The following is a 20,969-nucleotide window of genomic DNA, read 5'->3' as shown; positions in this document are numbered from 1 at the left end:
ATTAATTTTGCAGAAAATTTATCTCCCATGGAATTATACTATACCTTTTCAGTTTTAATTGTACTTGCCTCATTATTTGCTTATCTCAATTTACGGTTTTTAAAATTACCCGCTACGATCGGTATTATGATCATAGCTGTGTTGGTTTCTTTAGGAATCCGTCTGGTAGGAGATCAGTTTTTTCCTCAGACTACTAAAGAGTTTTTTGAACTTATACAGCAATTTGATTTCAATGAAATCCTCATGGGCGCTATGCTTAACTTTCTGCTTTTTGCGGGTGCTCTCCATGTGAATATTGCCGATCTCAAAGATCAGAAAAGCTCAATAGCCACGTATGCTACCATAAGTGTAGTACTCTCAGCCTTTATCATTGCAGGTCTGTTATTTTATGTAGCTCCTTTGTTTGGTATTGAAATACCTTTTATCTTCTGTCTGTTGTTCGGAACGCTCATTTCACCTACCGATCCTATTGTGGTATTGGGAATTCTTAAACAGGCAAAAGTACCGAAGCACATTGAAACCAAGATTACAGGGGAGTCTTTATTTAATGACGGAGTAGCTGTAGTCATGTTTGCCGTAGTTTTAAAAATGGCTACTGATGCCAGCTTTGAAGTGACCTTTGCCTCTGTTTCGAGCCTGTTTTTAATTGAAGCCGGCGGAGGTGTTATATTAGGAACTTTACTCGGTTTTACAGCCTCTAACGTTATGAAAAAAATAGATGATTATAAAGTCTCTGTTCTGATTACTTTATCCATTGTAATGGGTGGTTTCCTCGTAGCCAAACAACTGCATGTGTCTTCTCCTTTAGCAATGGTAATCGCAGGTCTTATTATCGGAAATTATGGAAAAACACATTCAATGAATGAGACAACCAGAGATTATTTAGGTAAATTCTGGGAGCTGATTGATGAGATTATGAATGCCATCTTATTCCTGTTTATCGGTTTTGAGCTCTTGTTGTTGCCTGATCTGGAAGAACAGCTGGTTTTAGGATTCGTAGCCATCTTCATTGTTTTGTTTTCGCGAATGATGTCGATACTAATACCACTGAAATCAATTTTGCGCAGAAATACTTATACACGAGGTTCTTTAATAACCATGGTTTGGGGCGGTATCAGAGGAGGTGTTTCTATAGCATTGGTTTTATCAATGCCTAATGGCGAATATAAAGATACGCTACTGGAGATTACTTATATTGTTGTTTTATTTTCAATTGTAGTACAGGGGCTCACCGTTGGTAAAGTAGCTAAAAAAGTTTTAAAAGAAGAATAAAAAAGAGGCATAAGCCTCTTTTTTATTTATATAATGATTCTCCGTTTAAATCGGTAGTCAGCACTTCTGACATATAATCAAAAAAAGGACGCATTGCTGTAAAAACAGCTACTGCTTTTTCTGTAAAATCAGGAGCAAGTACTTCTTTGTCTGTAAATGATTTAGAAACCAGAAATTGCTTCTTTCGGATCAGATCAATTGCCGGATGATTTTTATCAAAACCTTTAGGAGCGCTTATCAATTCGTCACCTGTGAGGTTTCCAAATGTATCTTTAAAGGTCTTATCTTCAATAATCGCACGCAATTCACGGTCGTCAAGTTCGATTTCTTTGCGAATCCGGAATAAATCTTCTTTATTGGGTTCCCAGAAACCTCCTCCGGCAAAACTCTTTCCGGGTTCGATATGCAAATAGTAGCCGCCCCTTAAAAAGGGTTTGGTACGTGCCATAAACATAGAAAAATGATTTTTATAAGGTGTTTTATCTTTTGAGAATCGAACATCCCTATAAATTCTGTATATTTTCATGGCTTCCAGATGATCGCGTTTTGCATACTCATCATATATTTTGGTAAAATATATTTTAGCCTCTGCAGCCGCTTTATCATATCTATTTTTGTTTTCAGAAAACCATTCGCGATTATTATTTTTTTCGATTTGCTTTAAAAAATCAAAGATACTTTTGTCCATATTATTTGAAATTTTGCATAAGAATATTTGTAGCATTTCTGCCGATGTTTTCAGCTATTTTATTGGTTGGCAGATCATCTGTACCGCCATTGAAAGGGTCTTCAATTTCTTCAGCAATAAGCTCAAGACTCAACAATACATAAAACACGACCATAGCCAAAGGTACAATATAATATCCGGTTGTAAAAACATATCCGATGGGTAGTGTTATTACATATACAAAGATAAACTTCTTAATAAACAGTGCATAAGCAAACGGAATGGGAGTATTTTTAATCCGTTCACAGGTTCCTGCAACATCAATCAAACCATTTAAAAGCTGATCAATAGTCCATTTATCCTCTGGCATAATTACGCCATCTTTAGATAGTTTCTGAGTCATCTTCCGCATCTTTCCGGCAATGGATGATGGCGGGTGCTGTGATTTGAGATAATCATCAAATTCAGGATGCTCACTTTCATCCAGCATGTATTTTGTAGATTCGTTCGTAAGATGGGTATGCAGAATACGGGCATACATCTTTAATTTATTAGCGTAGAAACTTCGATTGGCTTTATCATCTTCCGGCAATACACTGTCGAGTTTAATAGCAATATTCCGTACATCGTTAATGAGTTTTCCCCATGCTTTCCGGCCTTCCCACCAGCGATCATAAGCTGTATTAGTTCTAAAAACCAATAGAAGAGATAACACAAAACCAATTACCCCGTGCAGCATGGCAATATTTTTCAAACCTGAATTCTGAGGAAGTTCCAAATAGTCGATTTCAATATACGCCACCAACCATGAAAGCAAGCCCATTAACAAAATTGTAGGCCATAATTTTTGAATCGTATCGGATTTGTGTATTTTAAAAATAAATACCAGCCAGCCTTTTGTATCGTATATCTTCATTTTATCTTTTACCTAATTCTATTACTTCTAATTGTTGAATCTTTCCTTTATCAATTTCAAACCGCAGCATTGTGCGTATTTGATGAAAACCATATATACCTGCTGCTCCAGGATTCATATGTAGACAATTCAACGCTTTATCAAACTGAACTTTTAATATATGGGAATGACCACAGATAAATAACTGGGGTGGATTTTCTTTTAGTTCTTCCCGGATAGCTATGTTATATTTTCCGGGATAACCGCCAATATGGGTAATCCAAACATCCATTCCCTCGCACATAAAGCGGTTATTGAGTGGAAACTCTAAACGGGCTTCATGATCATCAATATTACCATAGACGGCACGTAAGGGTTTGAGCTTTTTTAAAGTATCGGTCACTTTCAAATCACCGATATCACCGGCATGCCAAACTTCATCTGCCTGATGTACATAATTGAGAATACGATCATCTATATGACTGTGCGTATCCGAAAGTAAAAGAATTTTTTTCACTATTCTTCTGTATAAAATAAAATAAGTTGCTCTATTGCATGGCTGCAAACTGTACAAAAATCTTTTGCACCGTTGGTTTTCATACGGCATACCTGACCCGGTATGTAAATTCCGTTTCCTTTTAATCCTTCATAGACACCTAAAGGTCTGTTTTTTTCTGTATAAGTAGTGGGAATTGGAGTGTCTTTTTTCAAAAAACGTTTCCACTTTGTCTCAAAATTAGCCAGACTGGTAATATTTTGTTCCCAGGGTTCAAAATTGTTTTTTGTAGTTTGCTGTAAGTGATCAGACGGGTAAAAATATTCATCTGCCAATCCTGCAAAACTATGTCCGAATTCATGTACTGTAACCCTGGCAAACTTTTTAATTTGTGCAGACATAACAGCATAACTGTTGTAAATACCTCCCCCACCATATACTTCGGAATTTGCCAGTACTACAATATGATGATAAGGTATTCCTTCGAGTACATTATGCATCTCTCTTACGTGTTGAATGGTAAGATATCGATCCATATCAAACGTATCAAAGCTGGCTTGTAAAGCTGTATTTTTCCATTCCTGTTTGCGCGGAGTTGTGATGCCACTGTCTATTGAAACCGGCATCACGGCAATAACCTGAAATCGTTCCTGATATTTTTTGAAAGCCGAATGTTTGAAGAGCTGTCTGACAAATGCATTGGCTTTTCTTTTAAACGTTTTCATTTCTTTCTTCGAATATCCTTCTGCAACAACGGCAATTTTTATAGGATTAGGATGTGAACTCTTATGTATTATTATGGTCTCTATTTCATTTTTCTTTGGCTCTTTTTGAATATTAGTGTCTTTAGGATCAACAGTATGATTGAGTAAAACATGCGCAGTATTGGCTTTATCAAAGAAGACTATCTTTATGTTCACTTTTTGTTTGGGAAAAGGAACCAGAAATACATTTTCAAACTTCTTCTGTGTCTTTTTAGCCACCTCAAGAGTAGTCCATTCCTGAAATAAGGTGCTGTAACTTTCTACATAAATGAGCCGATTTGTAGCTGCATCATACATCTGTATCTGGCCGTTTCCCTGCAGCAATACTTGTTCAGGATTTACCTTCCTTCCGTTCCATTCCGGAATCATTTTCATAGCCTCCAAAGCAGCTGTTTGATGGATATGATCTCCTTCGAAAGTATAATCTAAACGAAGTGTTTTATTTTCAAAATAATCAGCAAACGATTGAGAAAAAGCACCAAGACTACCAATAAATGCTACTAAAATGAATAGGAATCTCATTATTTCAAGTTTAATTACAAAAATAGAAAACAAAAACCAATGTTTTTTAACCTGAAGGTATTTATATTTATAAAAATGCTCTCGTGAAATTGCCGTATATTTGCATTGATTTTAGAAAATTCAAATTGAGATATTTTATAGAATTTGCTTATAAAGGTACCCATTATCACGGTTGGCAATCGCAACCCAATGCTATTTCTGTACAGGAAGTACTTACAAAAGCATTGAATCTCTTGCTGCATGATACGTTTGAGATTGTTGGTGCCGGAAGAACAGATGCCGGAGTTCATGCTGCTCAGATGTATGCCCATTTTGACACTGAGACATCATTTGATGATACACTGCTTGTCAAAAAACTAAATTCCTTTCTGCCGGAAGACATTGCTGTTTTTTCTGTCAAAAGAATGCATGATGAAGCGCATGCACGCTTTGATGCCTCTGCCCGAACCTATGAGTATCTTATACACACTCAAAAAGATGTGTTTAGCAAAGATCTGAGCTGGTATCATTTTAGGGATCTCGACATTGCTAAAATGAATCAGGCAGCTAAAATTTTATTGGAATATGAAGATTTTGAATGCTTTTCAAAAGTCCACACCGATGTTTTTACTTTTAACTGTTCGATTACTGAAGCCTACTGGACTCAGGAGGGTAATAAAATAATGTTTACCATCTCTGCCAACCGTTTTTTGAGAAATATGGTAAGAGCAATTGTAGGTACTCTGATTAATATCGGCACAGGAAAAATTGAAGTAGACGAATTAAGAAATATTATTGAAAGTAAAAACCGCAGCAAGGCTGGATTTTCAGTCCCGGCACACGGCTTATATTTAACTAAAGTCAAGTATCCGTATATAAATGAGTAAACTTAAAACAAGTACATTAAAAAAAGTAATGCATTATGCACAACCCTACAAAACCAAAATGTATTGGGTGGTGATCAGTGTGATTACTTTATCGGTTTTTGCTGCCGTTCGCCCCTATATGCTCAAAGAAGTTGTAGACAAATACATTGAGACTAAAGACAATCAGGGTTTGCTGTTTTATATACTGTTGATGTTTCTTGTATTGGTTTTAGAGGTCGGTTCGCAGTTTTCCTTTACTTATATCGCCAATTGGCTGGGACAAAATATTATTAAAGACATACGGGAAGAATTGTTTGACAAAATGACCCGTTTCAAATTGAAATATTTCGATAATGAACCCGTAGGAAAGCTGATTACGCGAAATGTCTCCGATATCGAATCTATCGCCAGCATTTTTAGTCAGGGATTGTTTATGATCATTGGTGATGTACTTAAAATGGTTGTTGTTTTGGGCATTATGGCCTATATGAACTGGAAACTTACGATTATTGTGTTGGCTGCTATGCCCATACTGCTATATGCTACGCGTGTTTTTCAAAAACACATGAAAGTGGCCTTTGAAGAAGTACGCGCCCAGATTGCCAACCTCAATACTTTTGTACAGGAACGCATTACAGGTATTAAGATTCTACAACTGTTCACAAGAGAAGAATTGGAATATAAAAAATTTGAAGAAATCAATAAAAAGCATAATGATGCGTGGCAGAAAAATATTCTCTATAACTCTATTTTCTTTCCAATAGCTGATATTGTATCTTCAGTTACGTTGGGTTGCGTTATTATCTATGGAGGTTTTAGCATCATTGGCGGAGATAATATTACCACGACAGGAGACTTATTTGCTTATACCATGATGATCTCTATGCTTTTTAACCCTTTGCGTCAGATTGCGGATAAATTCAATGTTATGCAAATGGGTATTGTAGCTGCTGACAGGGTTTTCGAAATTATGGATCGGAATGATCTTATACAGGAAAACGGTCAGATAACCGCTCCAAAATTTGAAGGCAATATTTCACTGCAGAATGTACATTTTAGCTATATTGACGGGGTTGAAGTTTTGAAAGGGATTGATTTAGAAGTAAAATCAGGGCAGACCGTCGCTATTGTAGGCTCTTCAGGTGCCGGAAAATCTACTATCATTAATCTTTTGAGTCGATTTTATGAAATATCGGAAGGTACTATTACCATTGACGGCACCAATATTAATGATTTTACTTTAGAAAGTCTGCGCAAACAAATAGCTGTAGTTTTGCAGGATGTTTTCTTATTCAGCGATACCATTCTTAACAATATTACACTTAATGACCCTGAATTGACAAAAGAACAGGTAATTGAAGCCGCTAAAAAAATTGGTATTAACTCCTTTATAGAAAGCCTCCCTAACGGATATGATTATAATGTAAAAGAGCGTGGTATTATGCTTTCTTCTGGTCAACGGCAGTTAATTGCTTTCCTACGTGCGTATATGAGCAATCCGAGTATTCTTATTTTAGACGAGGCAACTTCTTCAGTGGATACCTACTCGGAAGAACTTATTCAGCAGGCAACTGAAATTCTTACAAAAGACAGAACTTCTATTGTTATTGCCCATCGTCTGGCTACGATAGTAAATGCTGATGTTATCATTGTAATGGATAAAGGTAAAATTGTAGAAAAAGGTTCGCACCAAGAGTTGTTGACCATTGAAAACGGATATTATAAAAATCTGTATGATTCTCAATATGCCGTAGAATAATGAATAAAAATAATTTTACAGCAATTAAAAATAAAAAAAACAAGTTTTAATTATCAATCTTTCAGCAAACAAAATAATTGCTTATTTTAGTCGACTGAAAATATTATCAGAAAAATAGATATATGAAATTCGATATTATAGTATTAGGTAGTGGTCCCGGAGGTTATGTAACAGCTATTCGTGCGTCACAATTAGGCTTTAAAGTTGCCGTTATAGAAAAAGAAAATTTAGGTGGGATTTGCTTAAACTGGGGATGTATTCCTACAAAAGCCTTACTAAAATCTGCTCAGGTTTTTGATTATCTGAAGCATGCATCGGATTACGGACTAACCATAAACGGAGAAGTAGATAAGGATTTTAATGCCGTAATTTCACGTTCAAGAGGCGTAGCAGAAGGTATGAGCAAAGGGGTTCAATTTCTGATGAAAAAAAATAAAATCGAAGTTATCGACGGTTTTGGAAAAATTAAACCAGGTAAAAAGATTGATGTTACAGACAAAGATGGTAAAGTAACTGAATATAGCGCAGATCACATTATTATTGCTACCGGAGCACGTTCACGTGAATTGCCAAACTTACCTCAAGATGGTAAAAAAGTAATCGGATACCGCCAGGCAATGACATTACCGGTACAACCTAAAAAAATGATTGTCGTTGGTTCCGGTGCGATTGGAGTTGAGTTTGCTCATTTTTATAATTCAATGGGAACTGAAGTTACTATCGTTGAATTCATGCCGAATATAGTACCTGTAGAAGATGAAGACATCTCAAAACAGTTCGAACGCTCTTTGAAAAAAGCAGGAATTAAGATCATGACTAATTCTTCAGTTGAAAAAGTTGATACTACCGGAGACGGTGTAAAAGCAACTGTAAAAACAGCTAAAGGAGAAGAAGTACTTGAAGCAGACATCGTACTTTCTGCTGTTGGAATTAAATCTAACATCGAAAATATCGGATTGGAAGAAGTAGGAATTGCTACTGATAAAGATAAGATTTTAGTAAATGATTTTTACCAAACCAATATTCCGGGTTATTATGCAATAGGTGATGTTTCTCCTGGTCAGGCATTAGCTCACGTAGCTTCTGCAGAAGGAATATTATGTGTTGAAAAATTGGCAGGATTACATGTTGAACCTTTAGATTATGGAAATATTCCAGGATGTACTTATGCAACTCCTGAAATCGCATCTGTAGGATTAACAGAGAAAAAAGCAAAAGAGGCAGGTTATGAAATTAAAGTTGGTAAATTTCCTTTTTCTGCTTCAGGAAAAGCGAAAGCAGCCGGTACTCCTGATGGTTTTGTAAAAGTAATTTTTGATGCAAAATATGGCGAATGGCTGGGTTGTCATATGATTGGCGCAGGTGTTACGGATATGATTGCAGAAGCAGTAGTTGCCCGTAAACTCGAAACGACTGGTCATGAGATTCTTAAAGCAGTGCATCCACACCCTACTATGAGTGAGGCTGTAATGGAAGCTGTAGCTGATGCTTATGGTGAAGTAATCCACTTATAACAAGAAAAATATAAAAGAATAAGGCAGAACAATAAGTTCTGCCTTTTTTATTATAGGTAAATAAAAAAGTCCACTTAAAGCGGACTTTTTAAACAACAAATAAAATTCATAGAGAATTAATTAAAATTAACTTTTCTTTTCTTTCAAAAAAATATTAATCTTACTCAACAAATATATTGCAATTTAATTTTTTTTGTTCTAAAGTCAGAACATTTTTTTCTCAATTTAGCGAAAATGGGTTTTTCGGGGGTGAAACCCTACTTTTGTTTAGTGAATGCTATTTCTATGGGTAAAATCAAAGTGATTACGGTTCCCTTTTCAGATGACTCCGCTGTATAATAAGTGCCCTTTTCATTGTGAAGAAGATTAAGACGTTCTTTAACCATAGCAATTCCTTTTGATTCATGGTAATTTTCTTTTTTCTGGTTTACATATCCAATACCATTATCTTTAATACGAATGACAAGTTTTGAGAAAAGCATTTCCACTGAAATTTCGATAACGGGTTGTGTAATTTGTCTGGTAAATGCATGCTTTATACAGTTTTCAACAATAGGCTGCATAATCATAGGGGGTACCATCAAATCGTTTTCATTAAAGTCAAGATTCTTCTTTATATGCAGAGAAACCGGATAATCCAGACGCATATTTTCTACATCTATATACAGTTTAATGAAATCCAGATCTTCTTTAAGCGTAATGAATTGAAGGGTAGAAAAATTCAGTGTCTCTCGTGTTAATTTCGAGAATTTGCTCAAGAAATATAAAGCGTTATCTACATCATTATCAATAATATAATTTTGAAGAGAATTGAGCACATTAAAAATAAAATGCGGATTCATCTGACTTCTCAATGCTTCGAGTTTCGTGTTTGTAATACGTCTTTCTAACTGTATCGTTTTCAGCTTCTGTGCATTATTATACTCTTGCAGTTCCTGTTCTTTTCTATGTTTCTTTTTTAGTACAGAAATTCTATAACGAAGCAATAAAAAGACCAGCAAAGAAGAAAATACAAATACCGCGAATAAGAATTTCCATGTCTTATAAAAAGGCGGATTGATGATAATGGTTAAGGGCTGTACAATTTCTATATATCCTGTATCCAGATTATTTACTTCAATCTCTACCTGATATTCATCCGGCTCAATATAACTTAGTTTTATAGAAGGATCTGTAAAATAAGGACTCCACTCTTCATTTGGTTTTAAACGATAGCGGAAACTTAGTTTCTCAGGATATTCTACTTTACCGATTAAAAATCCTAAATCGATTGAGTTTTCCTGATAGGAAAGCTGTAATGTTTTTTCTTTAAATACTCCCCAGCAAAAATCTTTTGTATAAGGTTTTCCCTGGATAGTGATGCCAGAAATCCTGAGGTTATCGCTGAAATGATTTTGTGTTGCTACATCTGTCAAATCTATCGCAAAAAAACCTTCTGTAGTACCTACAATTATATAGTTGCTTTCGAGGTAATAAGAAGTAATTATACTGTTAAAAAATCCCTGATCCTTATCGATCAAACGGGTAGTTTTGTCATTAAAAATATTCAGTCCGTAATTGGTTCCTACTAATACTTTACCCTGATAATATGCCAATAGATCTATGGAATTTCCTTTAATCTTTTCAGAAAATCTGCTTTTTACCACTTTATATACTTCTCCTTTTTTTTCTATAAAAAAGAGTTTATTAAATTCAGTTGCTACCAAAAATCGGTTTTCGTCTATATATACAATTTTTTTAAGTCGCTGTTCTGTAAAAGCTGTATGCTTATAAAAGGAATAAAATACTCCGTTTTCATATTTAAATAAACCGTCTGTAGCAGAAGCAAAAAGAACTGTATTTTCATTCTGGACAATATTTACAACATTTTTTGGAACATCTGAATTCCTTTTACATGAAAAATTTTTATAGGTGAGTGTTTCAATATCAGTAAAAATCTGTATACCACCATCAGAAGTTGTTGCAATAAACTGCCCTTGAAACAGGGTAAACTGATTGGTGAGAATCGGGTAGTAATTTTCTAAAAGTCCGCTGTTATCCAATTGAAACACACCGATATTTGAACTGATCCACAGCTGATTGTTAACCAGCATAGATTTATAAAACAAGATATTTTTTGCCTGAATATCCGTGTCAATCTTCTGAAAGCATGTATTAGATTTTAATAAAGGCAGCCATTTTCTGTATTTTTTTTGTTGAAAGCGTTTAAAATCTTCCAGTTTCAGATCACCAAAATCATCATTATACCCCATAACAGATAATCCTTCTGAATGCATGATGTACATACGTCCTTTTACATGGTGGAAATCAATAATATTTCGTTTTTTATAAGGATAATATTCTGCTTTGTTGTTTAAATATACCTGATACAAACCGTTGTTCTGTGAGCCAATCATAAGAACTTTATTTGTCTCATCAAACTCAAGAGCAAAAACCTTAAAGTCAGCCATATCAAAATGGCTGGTTTTATCCGTAATTTTTTTTCCTTCAATAACTTTTATGCCGCCATCATTTTGTGAAACTGCATTTGAAGCCGCATAGATAATATGATCTTTCTTGGTCTTATAAAAGTCCCATACCTGTTTCGAAGGCAAAGAATATAAGGGCAATTGTTTATTCAGAAAAGATATTGTTTTATATACTTCAATATTGTTTTCTCTGGAAACATAAATAGTATCATTAGTGATAAATGTTCTGTAAATATCTTTTAAATTATTTACTTCAATAATTCTGTCATTGATAAATGAATATACTCCGTTTCTCTTAGTAGTAAAATAAAGGTTGCCTTTATGAGTGAAAAAATCCGTAATGACTAAATCTTCTTCCGAAGAATGGTCCACCCTGAAATTTTGAATTTTAAATGTTTTGGTATGAATACGTGAAAAGCCTTTTTTTGAACCGGCATATATATATTCACCAAAAGAAAACAAAGCGGTTGTGTAATTGGATAATAAACCGTCTTTTTTAGTATAGCGTACGGCTTTTGTACCGTCATAAAATAATATTCCCTGACCATAACTGGCAAACCATATATTCTTAGCAGAATCGCTCGTAATATCTAATACGTTACTGAATTCGAGATCAACAGCTGGTTGAAATAAGGTTATTTTACCAAAATATTTAGTAGAAATCCCGGATTTGGTACCTATCCACAGGATTCCTCTTGTATCCCGAAAGAGAGATCGGACTTCATTAGAAGGAAGTCCGTCTAAAGCAGTATAATTTTTAGTTAGGTATTTTTTCTCAAACGTTTCCTGAGAAAATCCATATATACTGAGTAAAAAAACACACAGAAATTTAAGAAGAAATTTCACTTATAATTTTTTTATGTCCGGTATCTGCAACGGGAATTTTATTTTCTCCTGTTTGAGGATGAACCAACAATTTTAAAACGGATAATTTCTTATCATAAGAGCTTACATAATTCATATTGACAAGATAGGATCTATGTACGCGAAAAAAAATATCATCATTGATTATTTTTTCAATCTCTTTTAAGGGTTTACTGACAGTGAAATTTTTATTCATGGTATAAAACTCGCAATAACTGTCACTGGCACGGCAATAAATAATATCTGAAATTTTCACAATATTGACCTCATGTTGACCCGAAAAAAATAGCAGATCATTTTTTTTGGCTATTTCAGAACGCTCGTTAGCATCTTCTACCAAAACTTCATTTCCTTTTACAGCATTATCCGTCAGAACTGTAGCCTGTTTTTGCAGCATTTTGTTTTCAAACCGATCTATAATTACTCTAAGATCGTCCTGATCAATAGGTTTCATCAGATAGCCGAGACAGCCATACGTATTTACAGCTTCCATAATAAAGTTTTGATGCGCAGTAGTAAACACTACCTCAAAGTTTACACTATTAAACTTTTTGAACAGCTCAAATCCATTTTCATCGGGCATGTCTATATCAAGAAAAACAATATCAGGTCTGCATTCGTTTATGAGCACTACCCCATTTTGTACAGAATCCGTAATTACAATTTTTTGAAAATGATCCGGAAAAACCCTTAAAATGATTTTATTCAGAAATTCTCTTGCATGACGCTCATCATCAATAATAACTGCGGTTAACTTTTGGTTTATTTTCATGCCGTTTTATTTTAGAACGGTACGTCATTATCATCTTGAAATGAACTACCGAAAATAGCATCTCCGGATGGGAGATTTCGGGTAATGTTTTGGTCTTCTACATTCATTCGGGATGGTAACTCATCAAAAGACATAAATCCGTCTTCAAGATTATCAAACTTACCAAACTTACCTAAGAATTTAAGGCGGATATTATCCAATCCACCATTTCTGTGCTTGGCAATGATGAACTCTGCCTGTCCTTCAGTAGGTCCTGCTTCTTCATCATCCCACTGATCAATTTTATAATATTCAGGGCGATAAATAAACGATACAATATCCGCATCCTGCTCAATAGCTCCTGATTCACGTAAATCAGATAAAAGCGGACGTTTAGACGTTCCACGCGTTTCAACGGCACGGGACAACTGTGAAAGCGCAATAACAGGTACTTCAAGCTCTTTTGCCAATGCCTTTAGGTTACGTGAAATTGTCGAGATTTCCTGCTCCCGGTTACCGCCTCCTTTTCCGCTTCCCCCTGCTGTCATCAACTGTAAGTAGTCAATAATAATCAGCTGGATGTTGTACTGTGATTTTAAACGACGGGCTTTTGCACGTAAGTCAAAAATAGAGAGCGACGGGGTATCATCAATAAATAATGGAGCCTTTTCAAGATCTTTTACTTTCACATTGAGCTGTTCCCATTCATGCTGTTCTAATTTTCCTGTTCGTAGTTTTTCTGAGCTCAAAGCTGTTTCAGATGAAATCAAACGGGTTATTAGCTGTACTGACGACATCTCTAAAGAAAACAAAGCAACTCCCTGATTTGCATCAATTGCAATATTTCTGGCCATAGAAAGGACAAAAGCGGTTTTACCCATACCAGGACGTGCAGCAATAATAATCAAATCTGATGGTTGCCATCCTGATGTAAGAGTATCCAGTTTATGAAATCCGGTAGGCAATCCTGATAATCCTTCTTTACTTCCAATATCCTGAATCCGTTTTTTTGCCTGAGCAACTAAAGACTGAGCGGTTTCAGAACTCTTTTTAATGTTTCCCTGAGTTACTTCATATAGTTTTGACTCTGCTTTATCCAACAGATCAAAAACATCTGTTGTTTCATCATACGAGTCTTCAATAATTTCATTTGATATTTTTATCAGGCTTCGCTGTATGAATTTCTGTAGAATAATGCGTGAGTGAAACTCAATGTGGGCTGAAGAAGAAATCTTCTGCGTAAGGCTGATCAGATAAAAATCACCTCCAACAAGATCCAGTTTTCCGTTTTTTCTTAACTGTGTAGAAACTGTTAATAAGTCAATTGGTTGATTTCCAACAAATAATTGATCAATAGCCTCAAATATATGACGGTGTGCTTCCTTATAAAAAGCATCCGGAGACAATATGTCAATTACCTCATCAATTCCCTTTTTATCAATCATCATTGCACCCAACACCGCTTCTTCCAGGTCTACAGCTTGTGGAGGGAGTTTTCCTTTCTCTAACGAAATAATGTTATTTACGTTATTTTTATTTGAAGTTAATGTTACGTGTTGCTTTTCCATATTGCGAATTTACTCCATTTTTATGAAGTTGGGCTGTTAAGTTATGCACTAATTTTTGTTAATAAAACTTGCCTTATTGTTAATAAGTAGTGAAAATGAACGCATTATAGAAACCGATCGGTTCCATAAAAAAATCCGCTTGAAAAGCGGATTTAAGTTTTCTGAAGTTTAACAGAATTATTCTTTAAACTCACCCATTGAGGTATATTTTTCAATACGTTCTTCTATGAGTTTGTCAATATCTTTTTTACTTAATTCGCTATATGCTTTAACAATAGTTTTGCGAACCGATTCAAACGTTTTTTCACGATCATAATGTGCTCCGCCTAATGGTTCCTGAATAATATCGTCTATGAGTTTATTTTTCTTCATATCGATAGAAGTTAGTTTTAAAGCTTCTGCTGCTGTTTCTTTATATTCCCAACTTCTCCATAAGATAGAAGAACAGGATTCAGGTGAAATTACAGAATACCAGGTATTTTCTAACATAAATACACGGTCCCCCACTCCTATTCCCAAAGCACCTCCAGAAGCACCTTCTCCAACAATTACAGTGATAATCGGCACCTGTAGGTTAAACATTTCAAGAATATTACGGGCAATTGCCTCACCTTGTCCTCTTTCTTCAGCTTCAAGTCCAGGATAAGCACCTGGAGTATCAACAAGCGTAACCACCGGAATTCCGAATTTTTCTGCCATGCGCATCAAACGTAAAGCTTTTCTGTATCCTTCCGGGTTGGCCATACCAAAATTTCTGTACTGGCGCGTTTTGGTATTAAATCCTTTTTGCTGACCAATAAACATAAACGACTGATCTCCGATTTTCCCCAATCCACCTACCATTGCTTTGTCGTCTTTTACTCCTCTGTCACCAAAAAGCTCTAAAAATGTATCTCCGCATAGTGCTTTGATGTAATCCATGGTGTACGGACGGTTTGGATGACGTGATAATTGCACGCGCTGCCATGCCGTTAAATTTCCGTATATGTCTTTTTTAGTTTGTTCAAGCTTTTTTTCGATATTCTTACAAGTATCAGACACATCGACATCAGATTCCTGTCCGATTAGCGAACATTTATCTAACTGTTCTGTCAACTCTTTGATTGGAAGTTCAAAATCTAAATATTCCATTTTTGTATCGTTTAATTTTATTTGCAGGGTACAAATATAAAGGTTTCATTAAATAATCTGTACTTTTTTGCGATTTTTAAAATATGCATTCAGTAAAACAGTGGATAATATTATCATAGCACCTAAGTAAAATGCAGGTGTCATCTTTTCCTGATCTTTAAAAATAATTACTGCGAGAATGATGCCGTATATCGGCTCAAGATTGATGCTCAGCATGACGGTATAGGGAGAAAGATATCGCATGATGTTTATAGTAGCGATAAATGGATAGGCCGTACAAACAGATCCTAACAAGAGAAGCCATAGCCAGTCATACCCTTGAAAACTGAAATTCTGCTCAGAAAAACCTCCGATAAAAAACATACACCCTGTCAGAAAAACCAATCCCCCCAATAATTCATAAAAACTAAGTGGTAGTGAATCGTATTTTTTAGCCAATTTTCCGTTGATAATGGAAAAAGAAGCGGATAAAGCAGCTGATGTAAGCGCTACAATAATACCTTCTACGTATTGGGTTTCAAAGCTAAAAATCAGTAATAACCCCGTAACTACCATACAACCCAAAAATACTTCATACCAGATCACTTTTCTTTTATAAAAAATAGGCTCCAAAATCGATGTAAAAAAAGCTCCGGTAGAAATACATGCCAGAGTTATGGATATATTGGATATTTTAATAGCATAAAAAAAAGTGAACCAATGTATGGCAATCACAAACCCACACACCATAAATAAGGCTATGGTTTTAACAGAGTATTTTAGAGATCTGCCCGTTATCTTTAGAAAAAGCAGTACACATGTAACAGCAATAAGTATCCGTGTCCATACCAGTGGCAATGCGCTCAGAGAAATTAATTCTCCCAAAATAGCCGTAAATCCCCAGATTAAAACAATAAAATGGAGATGTAGTTGATTTTTAAAATTATCTTTTGGCATTATTCAATAAATAAACGGCTAAAATTCCGAAAGCGACATTGGGTATCCATACTGCCAGCAACGGATTCATACTCGAAGCTTCTGCAAGTGTTCCGAAAATTTTATCAAAAAAGATATAGATAAACGCAAGTGCAATCCCCAATGCAAGATTGATTCCCATTCCTCCTCTTCGTTTCATAGAAGATACTGCAACAGCGATAATGGTGAGGATAAATGCCGATACCGGAATACTGTATTTACGGTATTTAACAACCAGGTACGCATTGATATTTGAAGATCCCCGAAGGGTTTCCTTTTCAATAAATTTATTTAATTCTTTCAACGACATGGTCTCTGCCGCGTATATAGTAGGCGTCAAATCATCAATTTCAAAATCAAAATCAATTACTTTCCGATCTGCCTTTTCTATCTTATCATCCAGAGCTCCGACGGTACGTTTCTCATAGTTCATCAAAGTATAATCTTTCGTGTCTTCATTATAAATGATACGCGTAGCTTTAATTTTGTATTGTAAAACCGTTTTATCAAACTTTTCCAGAGTAAAATTAAACCCTGTTTTGTCATTATAATTGAAATTGCTTACATAAATGTATTCGTTTTCACTAATCTGTTTATATACATTTTGTGTTGCCCGTATCTCGGTTCTTTTTAAATATTTATACCGAAAATCATTATATCCGAGACTGGCTTTTGGCACTACAAAAACTCCCATTATTAAAGCAAAAATCGAGATAATAGTAGCACCAACTATATACGGCCGCAAAAAACGAAAATACGAAATACCTGAACTTAATATTGCAACGATTTCTGTATTGTTTGCCAGCTTGGATGTAAACCAGATGACAGAAATAAACAGAAATATCGGAAACAGCATATTGGCAAAATAGATGGTAAAATCCAGATAATAGTTTAGTACATGTTTTAGTGCAATGTTATTTTCTAAGATTTTATTAATCTTCTCAGAAATATCAATCACAATACCAATAGGTATAAACAGTAAGATCATTACTGTAAAAGTGCCCAAATAGCGCTTTAATATGTACCAATCAATGATTTTCATCCGGAATTATAAACGTGTTGCCATTTGTTTAACCATTTTTTCTTTCCATGCATAAAATGTTCCGGCTAAAATCTGTGTTCTTGCTTCTCTTACAAGCCACATATAAAAACCTAAATTATGTATGGTTGCAATTTGTTTACCCAAATATTCATCTGCAACAAATAAATGGCGTAAATAGGCTTTGGAATAATCCAAATCTACCCATGTATGTCCCATTTCGTCAATAGGTGAGAAATCATCTTCCCATTTTTTATTCTTGATATTAATGGTACCGTTCGCAGTAAACAGCATTCCGTTACGTGCGTTTCTTGTAGGCATTACACAATCAAACATATCAATTCCAAGAGCAATATTTTCTAAAATGTTTATAGGTGTTCCTACTCCCATTAAATATCTCGGTTTATCTTCCGGTAAAATTGCCGTTACTACTTCTGTCATTGCATACATTTCCTCTGCAGGTTCTCCTACAGACAAACCTCCGATGGCATTACCTGCCGCACCTACACCGGCAATGTATTCAGCCGATTGTGCTCTGAGGTCTTTGTATGTTGACCCCTGAACAATAGGAAACAAAGTTTGCTCAAAACCATATTTAGCAGGCACTTTTTCCAGATGGCTAACACATCTGTCTAACCAGCGGTGGGTCATGTGCATGGAACGTTTTGCATAACGGTAATCACAAGGATAAGGAGTACATTCATCAAATGCCATGATAATATCGGCTCCGATAGTACGCTGGATTTCCATTACATTTTCAGGAGAAAAGAAATGGTAGGATCCATCAATATGTGATTTAAATTTCACGCCTTCTTCCTTAATCTTACGACGTCCTGAAAGCGAATATACCTGAAAACCTCCTGAATCGGTAAGAATATTTCTATCCCAATTCATAAATTTATGCAGACCTCCGGCCTTTTCAAGGATTTCTGTTTTAGGTCTTAAATATAAATGGTAGGTATTTCCAAGAATAATATCAGGATTGATATCATCTTTTAATTCTCTTTGATGAACTCCTTTTACCGATGCCACTGTTCCCACCGGCATAAAAATAGGAGTTTCAATAATTCCGTGATCTGTAGTAATAGATCCGGCACGCGCTTTTGATAAGGGATCTTTCTTTAAAAGGTCGAATTTCATAGATGTAAATTACAATTTGCAAATATAATTCAATATACATTCTGTGCCTATTTTTTATACAATATTTATACGCGTATGCTTTTTCTATTGATAAGAAGCCAGATAACTACAGGAGCTCCAGCCATTGATGTCACAGCGTTAATAGGCAATAAGAAAGCTTCACCCGGAAGCTGACACAGACTGTCACATATCAGCAATACCAAAGCACCTAAAAAACAGTTCGCAAAAAACAATATAAAATGATTACTGGTTTTAAAAAGCATACGACTGATATGAGGAACTGCCAATCCTACAAAAGCAACAGGACCAACAAAAGCAGTACATGCACCCGATAGTATTCCTGTAGCAATAATGATGATATATCTTGATTTTTTAATATTGATTCCCATACTACGTGCATAATTTTCACCCAGCAATAAGGCATTAAGTGTCTTTAAACTCAGAAAGCTCAGTATAGCTCCGGTTAAAATACTACCGAAAAGAATGGCGATGTTGCTCCATGACTGATTGCCTAAACTACCCAATGCCCAAAAGGTATACTTCTGAAGCTCTTCTGCTGTAGAAAAATAGGATAATACACCAACAATTGCTCCGGTAAAACTGGCAAACATAAGACCTATGATAAGCAACGTCATACTGTCTTTTACTTTTCTTGAAACCAACAACACAACAATAAGTACAATAAGACTTCCCATTACGGAAGCAATGACTACTGCATAGGCAGAAACAAGATATTGTTTTATAAATAAAGGTAAAAAACCGGCTCCTAAAATAATTATGGCTACTCCGAGACTGGCTCCGGAACTAAGTCCTAATACATACGATTCTGCCATTGGATTGCGAAAAAGTGTCTGCATAAGCATACCGCAAACCGACAAAGAAAGCCCTACCATTATGGCAGTTAATGCTTTAGGAAGTCTGTAATTGAGTATAATATATTCCCAACTTACTTTTTCAGCTCCTTTACCCAAAAGAATATCAATAATTTGAGCAAAGGGAATATGAAGGGAGCCAATACTGAGATTCACTACAAAAGCCACCACCAGCATTGCGCCGAGTACACAAAAAAGAAATTTATGCTGGTTTATCAGTCTCATTTATTGTAATGCCTCTATAAAATAAGGTGTATATTCAGATAATTTCTCCGGATGCAGAATAAAAATCAGGTCTTTAAGAATCAGATCAGGACGGTTTGGAGCTTCTTCATAAAAAATCACACCACCTGTTGGTCCTTTTTTAGCACTATAAGTAAACACTTTTCTGTTTTTATAGGCACTAAATTCCGTATAGTGTTTATTATTATTCTTTAACTCCTCATAAGAAGTAAACTGCCCCGGACCGATCCATATCTCGGCATTTTGTGCTTTGTCTAAAACGGTTTCAAATGACAGTGACAAACTTCCGGTTCCTTTGGTATCTGACCACAAATAATGTCCTTTGGCATCTTTAATAAAATAGGCCATCCAGCTTTCTCCCTGTGGAGCATACCATACATCCTGATACATGGATCCGCTGAAAACAACAGGTAATTCTTTCACATCTTTTACAAGTTCTTTTGCCTGATTGTAATCGGTAACAATGGAATTAAAATAAACAGCAGCTTCCTGATTCTTATCAAACAAAACTCCGAAGAATTTTATCCATTCTGCTTTGCCTAAAGGAGTGGTTTCTATCCAGTCTCCGTTTAAAAGTACTTTCAGACCTGCGTTTTCCAGACTTTTGATTTTTTGATTGTTGGCTTCCATACTGTGCGCTACTATTACCTCGGGATTCAAATCAATTGTCAACTCCAGATTAACACTCTCATTATCATTCAATTCCTTTATTTTACCAGCATTAATATTTTTGCGTATGACTTCAGATGAAATGTATTCCAAATGAGGAAAACCAACCAATGCTTCACTTTCACCCAAAGCAACGAGTGAAGGAATATGTGTAGTGGAGGTGACTACAGCTGTTTTTACCGGAATCTGAATACTGACCTCTTTTTTTAAACTGTCCGGAATTTTTGAGAGATCATTTGCCAATACGTAAGTAAACGTTTCTTTTGCATCTTGCCATGGCTGCGTTACTTTTAAAACCGTAAAATCAGGGTATTCATAAAGTTGAAACCCTTTGGCATACTCAACTGAATTTGTTACTGCTGAAACAGTAGTCTTTTCAGTTTCTTTCTTACAAGAGACGAAAACGAATAGAGATAGAAATACCGTTAATTTTAAAATTCTTGAAGTCATTCCGTAGTATTTTTTTTACAAATGTAGCTTATTTTACCATTTACTGCCAAAGATCATTTTTTAATTATTATTTGTCGGTGAGTAAT

At 35.3% G+C, this 20,969-nt stretch carries 17 protein-coding genes; 4 read left to right on the top strand and 13 right to left on the bottom strand.

The annotated features are described in order from the left end of the window. The first annotated feature begins 27 nt into the window (after positions 1-27). Entirely contained in the window at positions 28-1,272 is a 1,245-nt protein-coding gene (locus QW060_RS04870) for a cation:proton antiporter (RefSeq protein ID WP_290362530.1), read from the top strand. A 22-nt stretch (positions 1,273-1,294) separates the two neighbouring features. Here QW060_RS04870 and QW060_RS04865 read toward each other — a convergent pair whose 3' ends face one another. The 4 genes from QW060_RS04865 to QW060_RS04850 are packed head-to-tail and all read right to left on the bottom strand — an operon-like array spanning position 1,295 to position 4,616. Next, positions 1,295-1,960, bottom strand: a complete 666-nt coding sequence (locus tag QW060_RS04865) for a DUF2461 domain-containing protein (RefSeq protein WP_290362529.1) — start codon at positions 1,958-1,960, stop codon at positions 1,295-1,297. Between the two features lies 1 nt (position 1,961). After that, positions 1,962-2,855: a bestrophin family protein gene (locus QW060_RS04860; RefSeq protein ID WP_290362528.1), complete on the bottom strand. Its 894-nt coding sequence runs from the start codon at positions 2,853-2,855 to the stop codon at positions 1,962-1,964. A 1-nt stretch (position 2,856) separates the two neighbouring features. Continuing rightward, positions 2,857-3,351: a metallophosphoesterase family protein gene (locus tag QW060_RS04855; protein WP_290362527.1), complete on the bottom strand. Its 495-nt coding sequence runs from the start codon at positions 3,349-3,351 to the stop codon at positions 2,857-2,859. Then, positions 3,351-4,616 carry a M64 family metallopeptidase gene (locus QW060_RS04850; protein WP_290362526.1) on the bottom strand — a complete coding sequence of 422 codons (1,266 nt, stop codon included), beginning with the start codon at positions 4,614-4,616 and terminating at the stop codon, positions 3,351-3,353. The genes QW060_RS04855 and QW060_RS04850 overlap by 1 nt, the downstream gene beginning before the upstream one ends. 125 nt (positions 4,617-4,741) lie before the next feature. Here QW060_RS04850 and truA point away from each other — a divergent pair, with 125 nt between their 5' ends. From truA to lpdA, 3 genes are all read left to right on the top strand, one after another. Then, positions 4,742-5,482 carry a tRNA pseudouridine(38-40) synthase TruA gene (truA, locus tag QW060_RS04845; RefSeq protein WP_290364692.1) on the top strand — a complete coding sequence of 247 codons (741 nt, stop codon included), beginning with the start codon at positions 4,742-4,744 and terminating at the stop codon, positions 5,480-5,482. After that, a complete protein-coding gene (locus QW060_RS04840; RefSeq protein ID WP_290362525.1) occupies positions 5,475-7,220 on the top strand; it encodes an ABC transporter ATP-binding protein in 1,746 nt (581 codons plus the stop codon). The genes truA and QW060_RS04840 overlap by 8 nt, the downstream gene beginning before the upstream one ends. A 122-nt stretch (positions 7,221-7,342) precedes the next feature. Beyond that, the gene (gene lpdA / locus QW060_RS04835) at positions 7,343-8,734 is read left to right on the top strand and encodes a dihydrolipoyl dehydrogenase (RefSeq protein WP_290362524.1); all 1,392 of its coding nucleotides are present in this window, start codon (positions 7,343-7,345) and stop codon (positions 8,732-8,734) included. A 257-nt stretch (positions 8,735-8,991) separates the two neighbouring features. On the opposite strand, the gene QW060_RS04830 is transcribed toward lpdA, so the two are convergent. The 9 genes from QW060_RS04830 to QW060_RS04790 all read right to left on the bottom strand — a co-directional run bounded on the left by QW060_RS04830 (position 8,992) and on the right by QW060_RS04790 (position 20,883). Next, positions 8,992-12,048: a sensor histidine kinase gene (locus QW060_RS04830; RefSeq protein ID WP_290362523.1), complete on the bottom strand. Its 3,057-nt coding sequence runs from the start codon at positions 12,046-12,048 to the stop codon at positions 8,992-8,994. Then, entirely contained in the window at positions 12,032-12,838 is an 807-nt protein-coding gene (locus tag QW060_RS04825; protein WP_290362522.1) for a LytR/AlgR family response regulator transcription factor, read from the bottom strand. Before QW060_RS04825 ends, QW060_RS04830 begins: the two co-directional genes overlap by 17 nt. 11 nt (positions 12,839-12,849) lie before the next feature. Further along, positions 12,850-14,385, bottom strand: coding sequence for a replicative DNA helicase (dnaB, locus tag QW060_RS04820; protein WP_290362521.1), 1,536 nt, complete (start codon positions 14,383-14,385; stop codon positions 12,850-12,852). Positions 14,386-14,562: 177 nt separating this feature from the next. Beyond that, positions 14,563-15,516, bottom strand: a complete 954-nt coding sequence (locus QW060_RS04815) for an acetyl-CoA carboxylase carboxyltransferase subunit alpha (protein WP_290362520.1) — start codon at positions 15,514-15,516, stop codon at positions 14,563-14,565. Between the two features lie 48 nt (positions 15,517-15,564). Next, on the bottom strand, positions 15,565-16,452 hold the full coding sequence (locus tag QW060_RS04810) for a DMT family transporter (protein ID WP_290362519.1): 888 nt from the start codon (positions 16,450-16,452) through the stop codon (positions 15,565-15,567). Further along, positions 16,439-17,512: an LptF/LptG family permease gene (locus tag QW060_RS04805; protein ID WP_290362518.1), complete on the bottom strand. Its 1,074-nt coding sequence runs from the start codon at positions 17,510-17,512 to the stop codon at positions 16,439-16,441. Before QW060_RS04805 ends, QW060_RS04810 begins: the two co-directional genes overlap by 14 nt. Positions 17,513-17,518: 6 nt before the next feature. Further along, positions 17,519-18,649, bottom strand: coding sequence for a tRNA guanosine(34) transglycosylase Tgt (tgt, locus tag QW060_RS04800; RefSeq protein WP_290362517.1), 1,131 nt, complete (start codon positions 18,647-18,649; stop codon positions 17,519-17,521). A 65-nt stretch (positions 18,650-18,714) separates the two neighbouring features. Next, positions 18,715-19,746, bottom strand: a complete 1,032-nt coding sequence (locus tag QW060_RS04795; protein WP_290362516.1) for an iron ABC transporter permease — start codon at positions 19,744-19,746, stop codon at positions 18,715-18,717. Beyond that, positions 19,747-20,883, bottom strand: a complete 1,137-nt coding sequence (locus QW060_RS04790; RefSeq protein ID WP_290362515.1) for an ABC transporter substrate-binding protein — start codon at positions 20,881-20,883, stop codon at positions 19,747-19,749. It lies immediately after the preceding gene. Positions 20,884-20,969: the final 86 nt, after the last annotated feature.

Source organism: Paenimyroides ceti (assembly GCF_030409925.1).
Note: the sequence above shows the minus strand (reverse complement) of the source record. Positions and strands in the feature narration are given on the sequence as shown.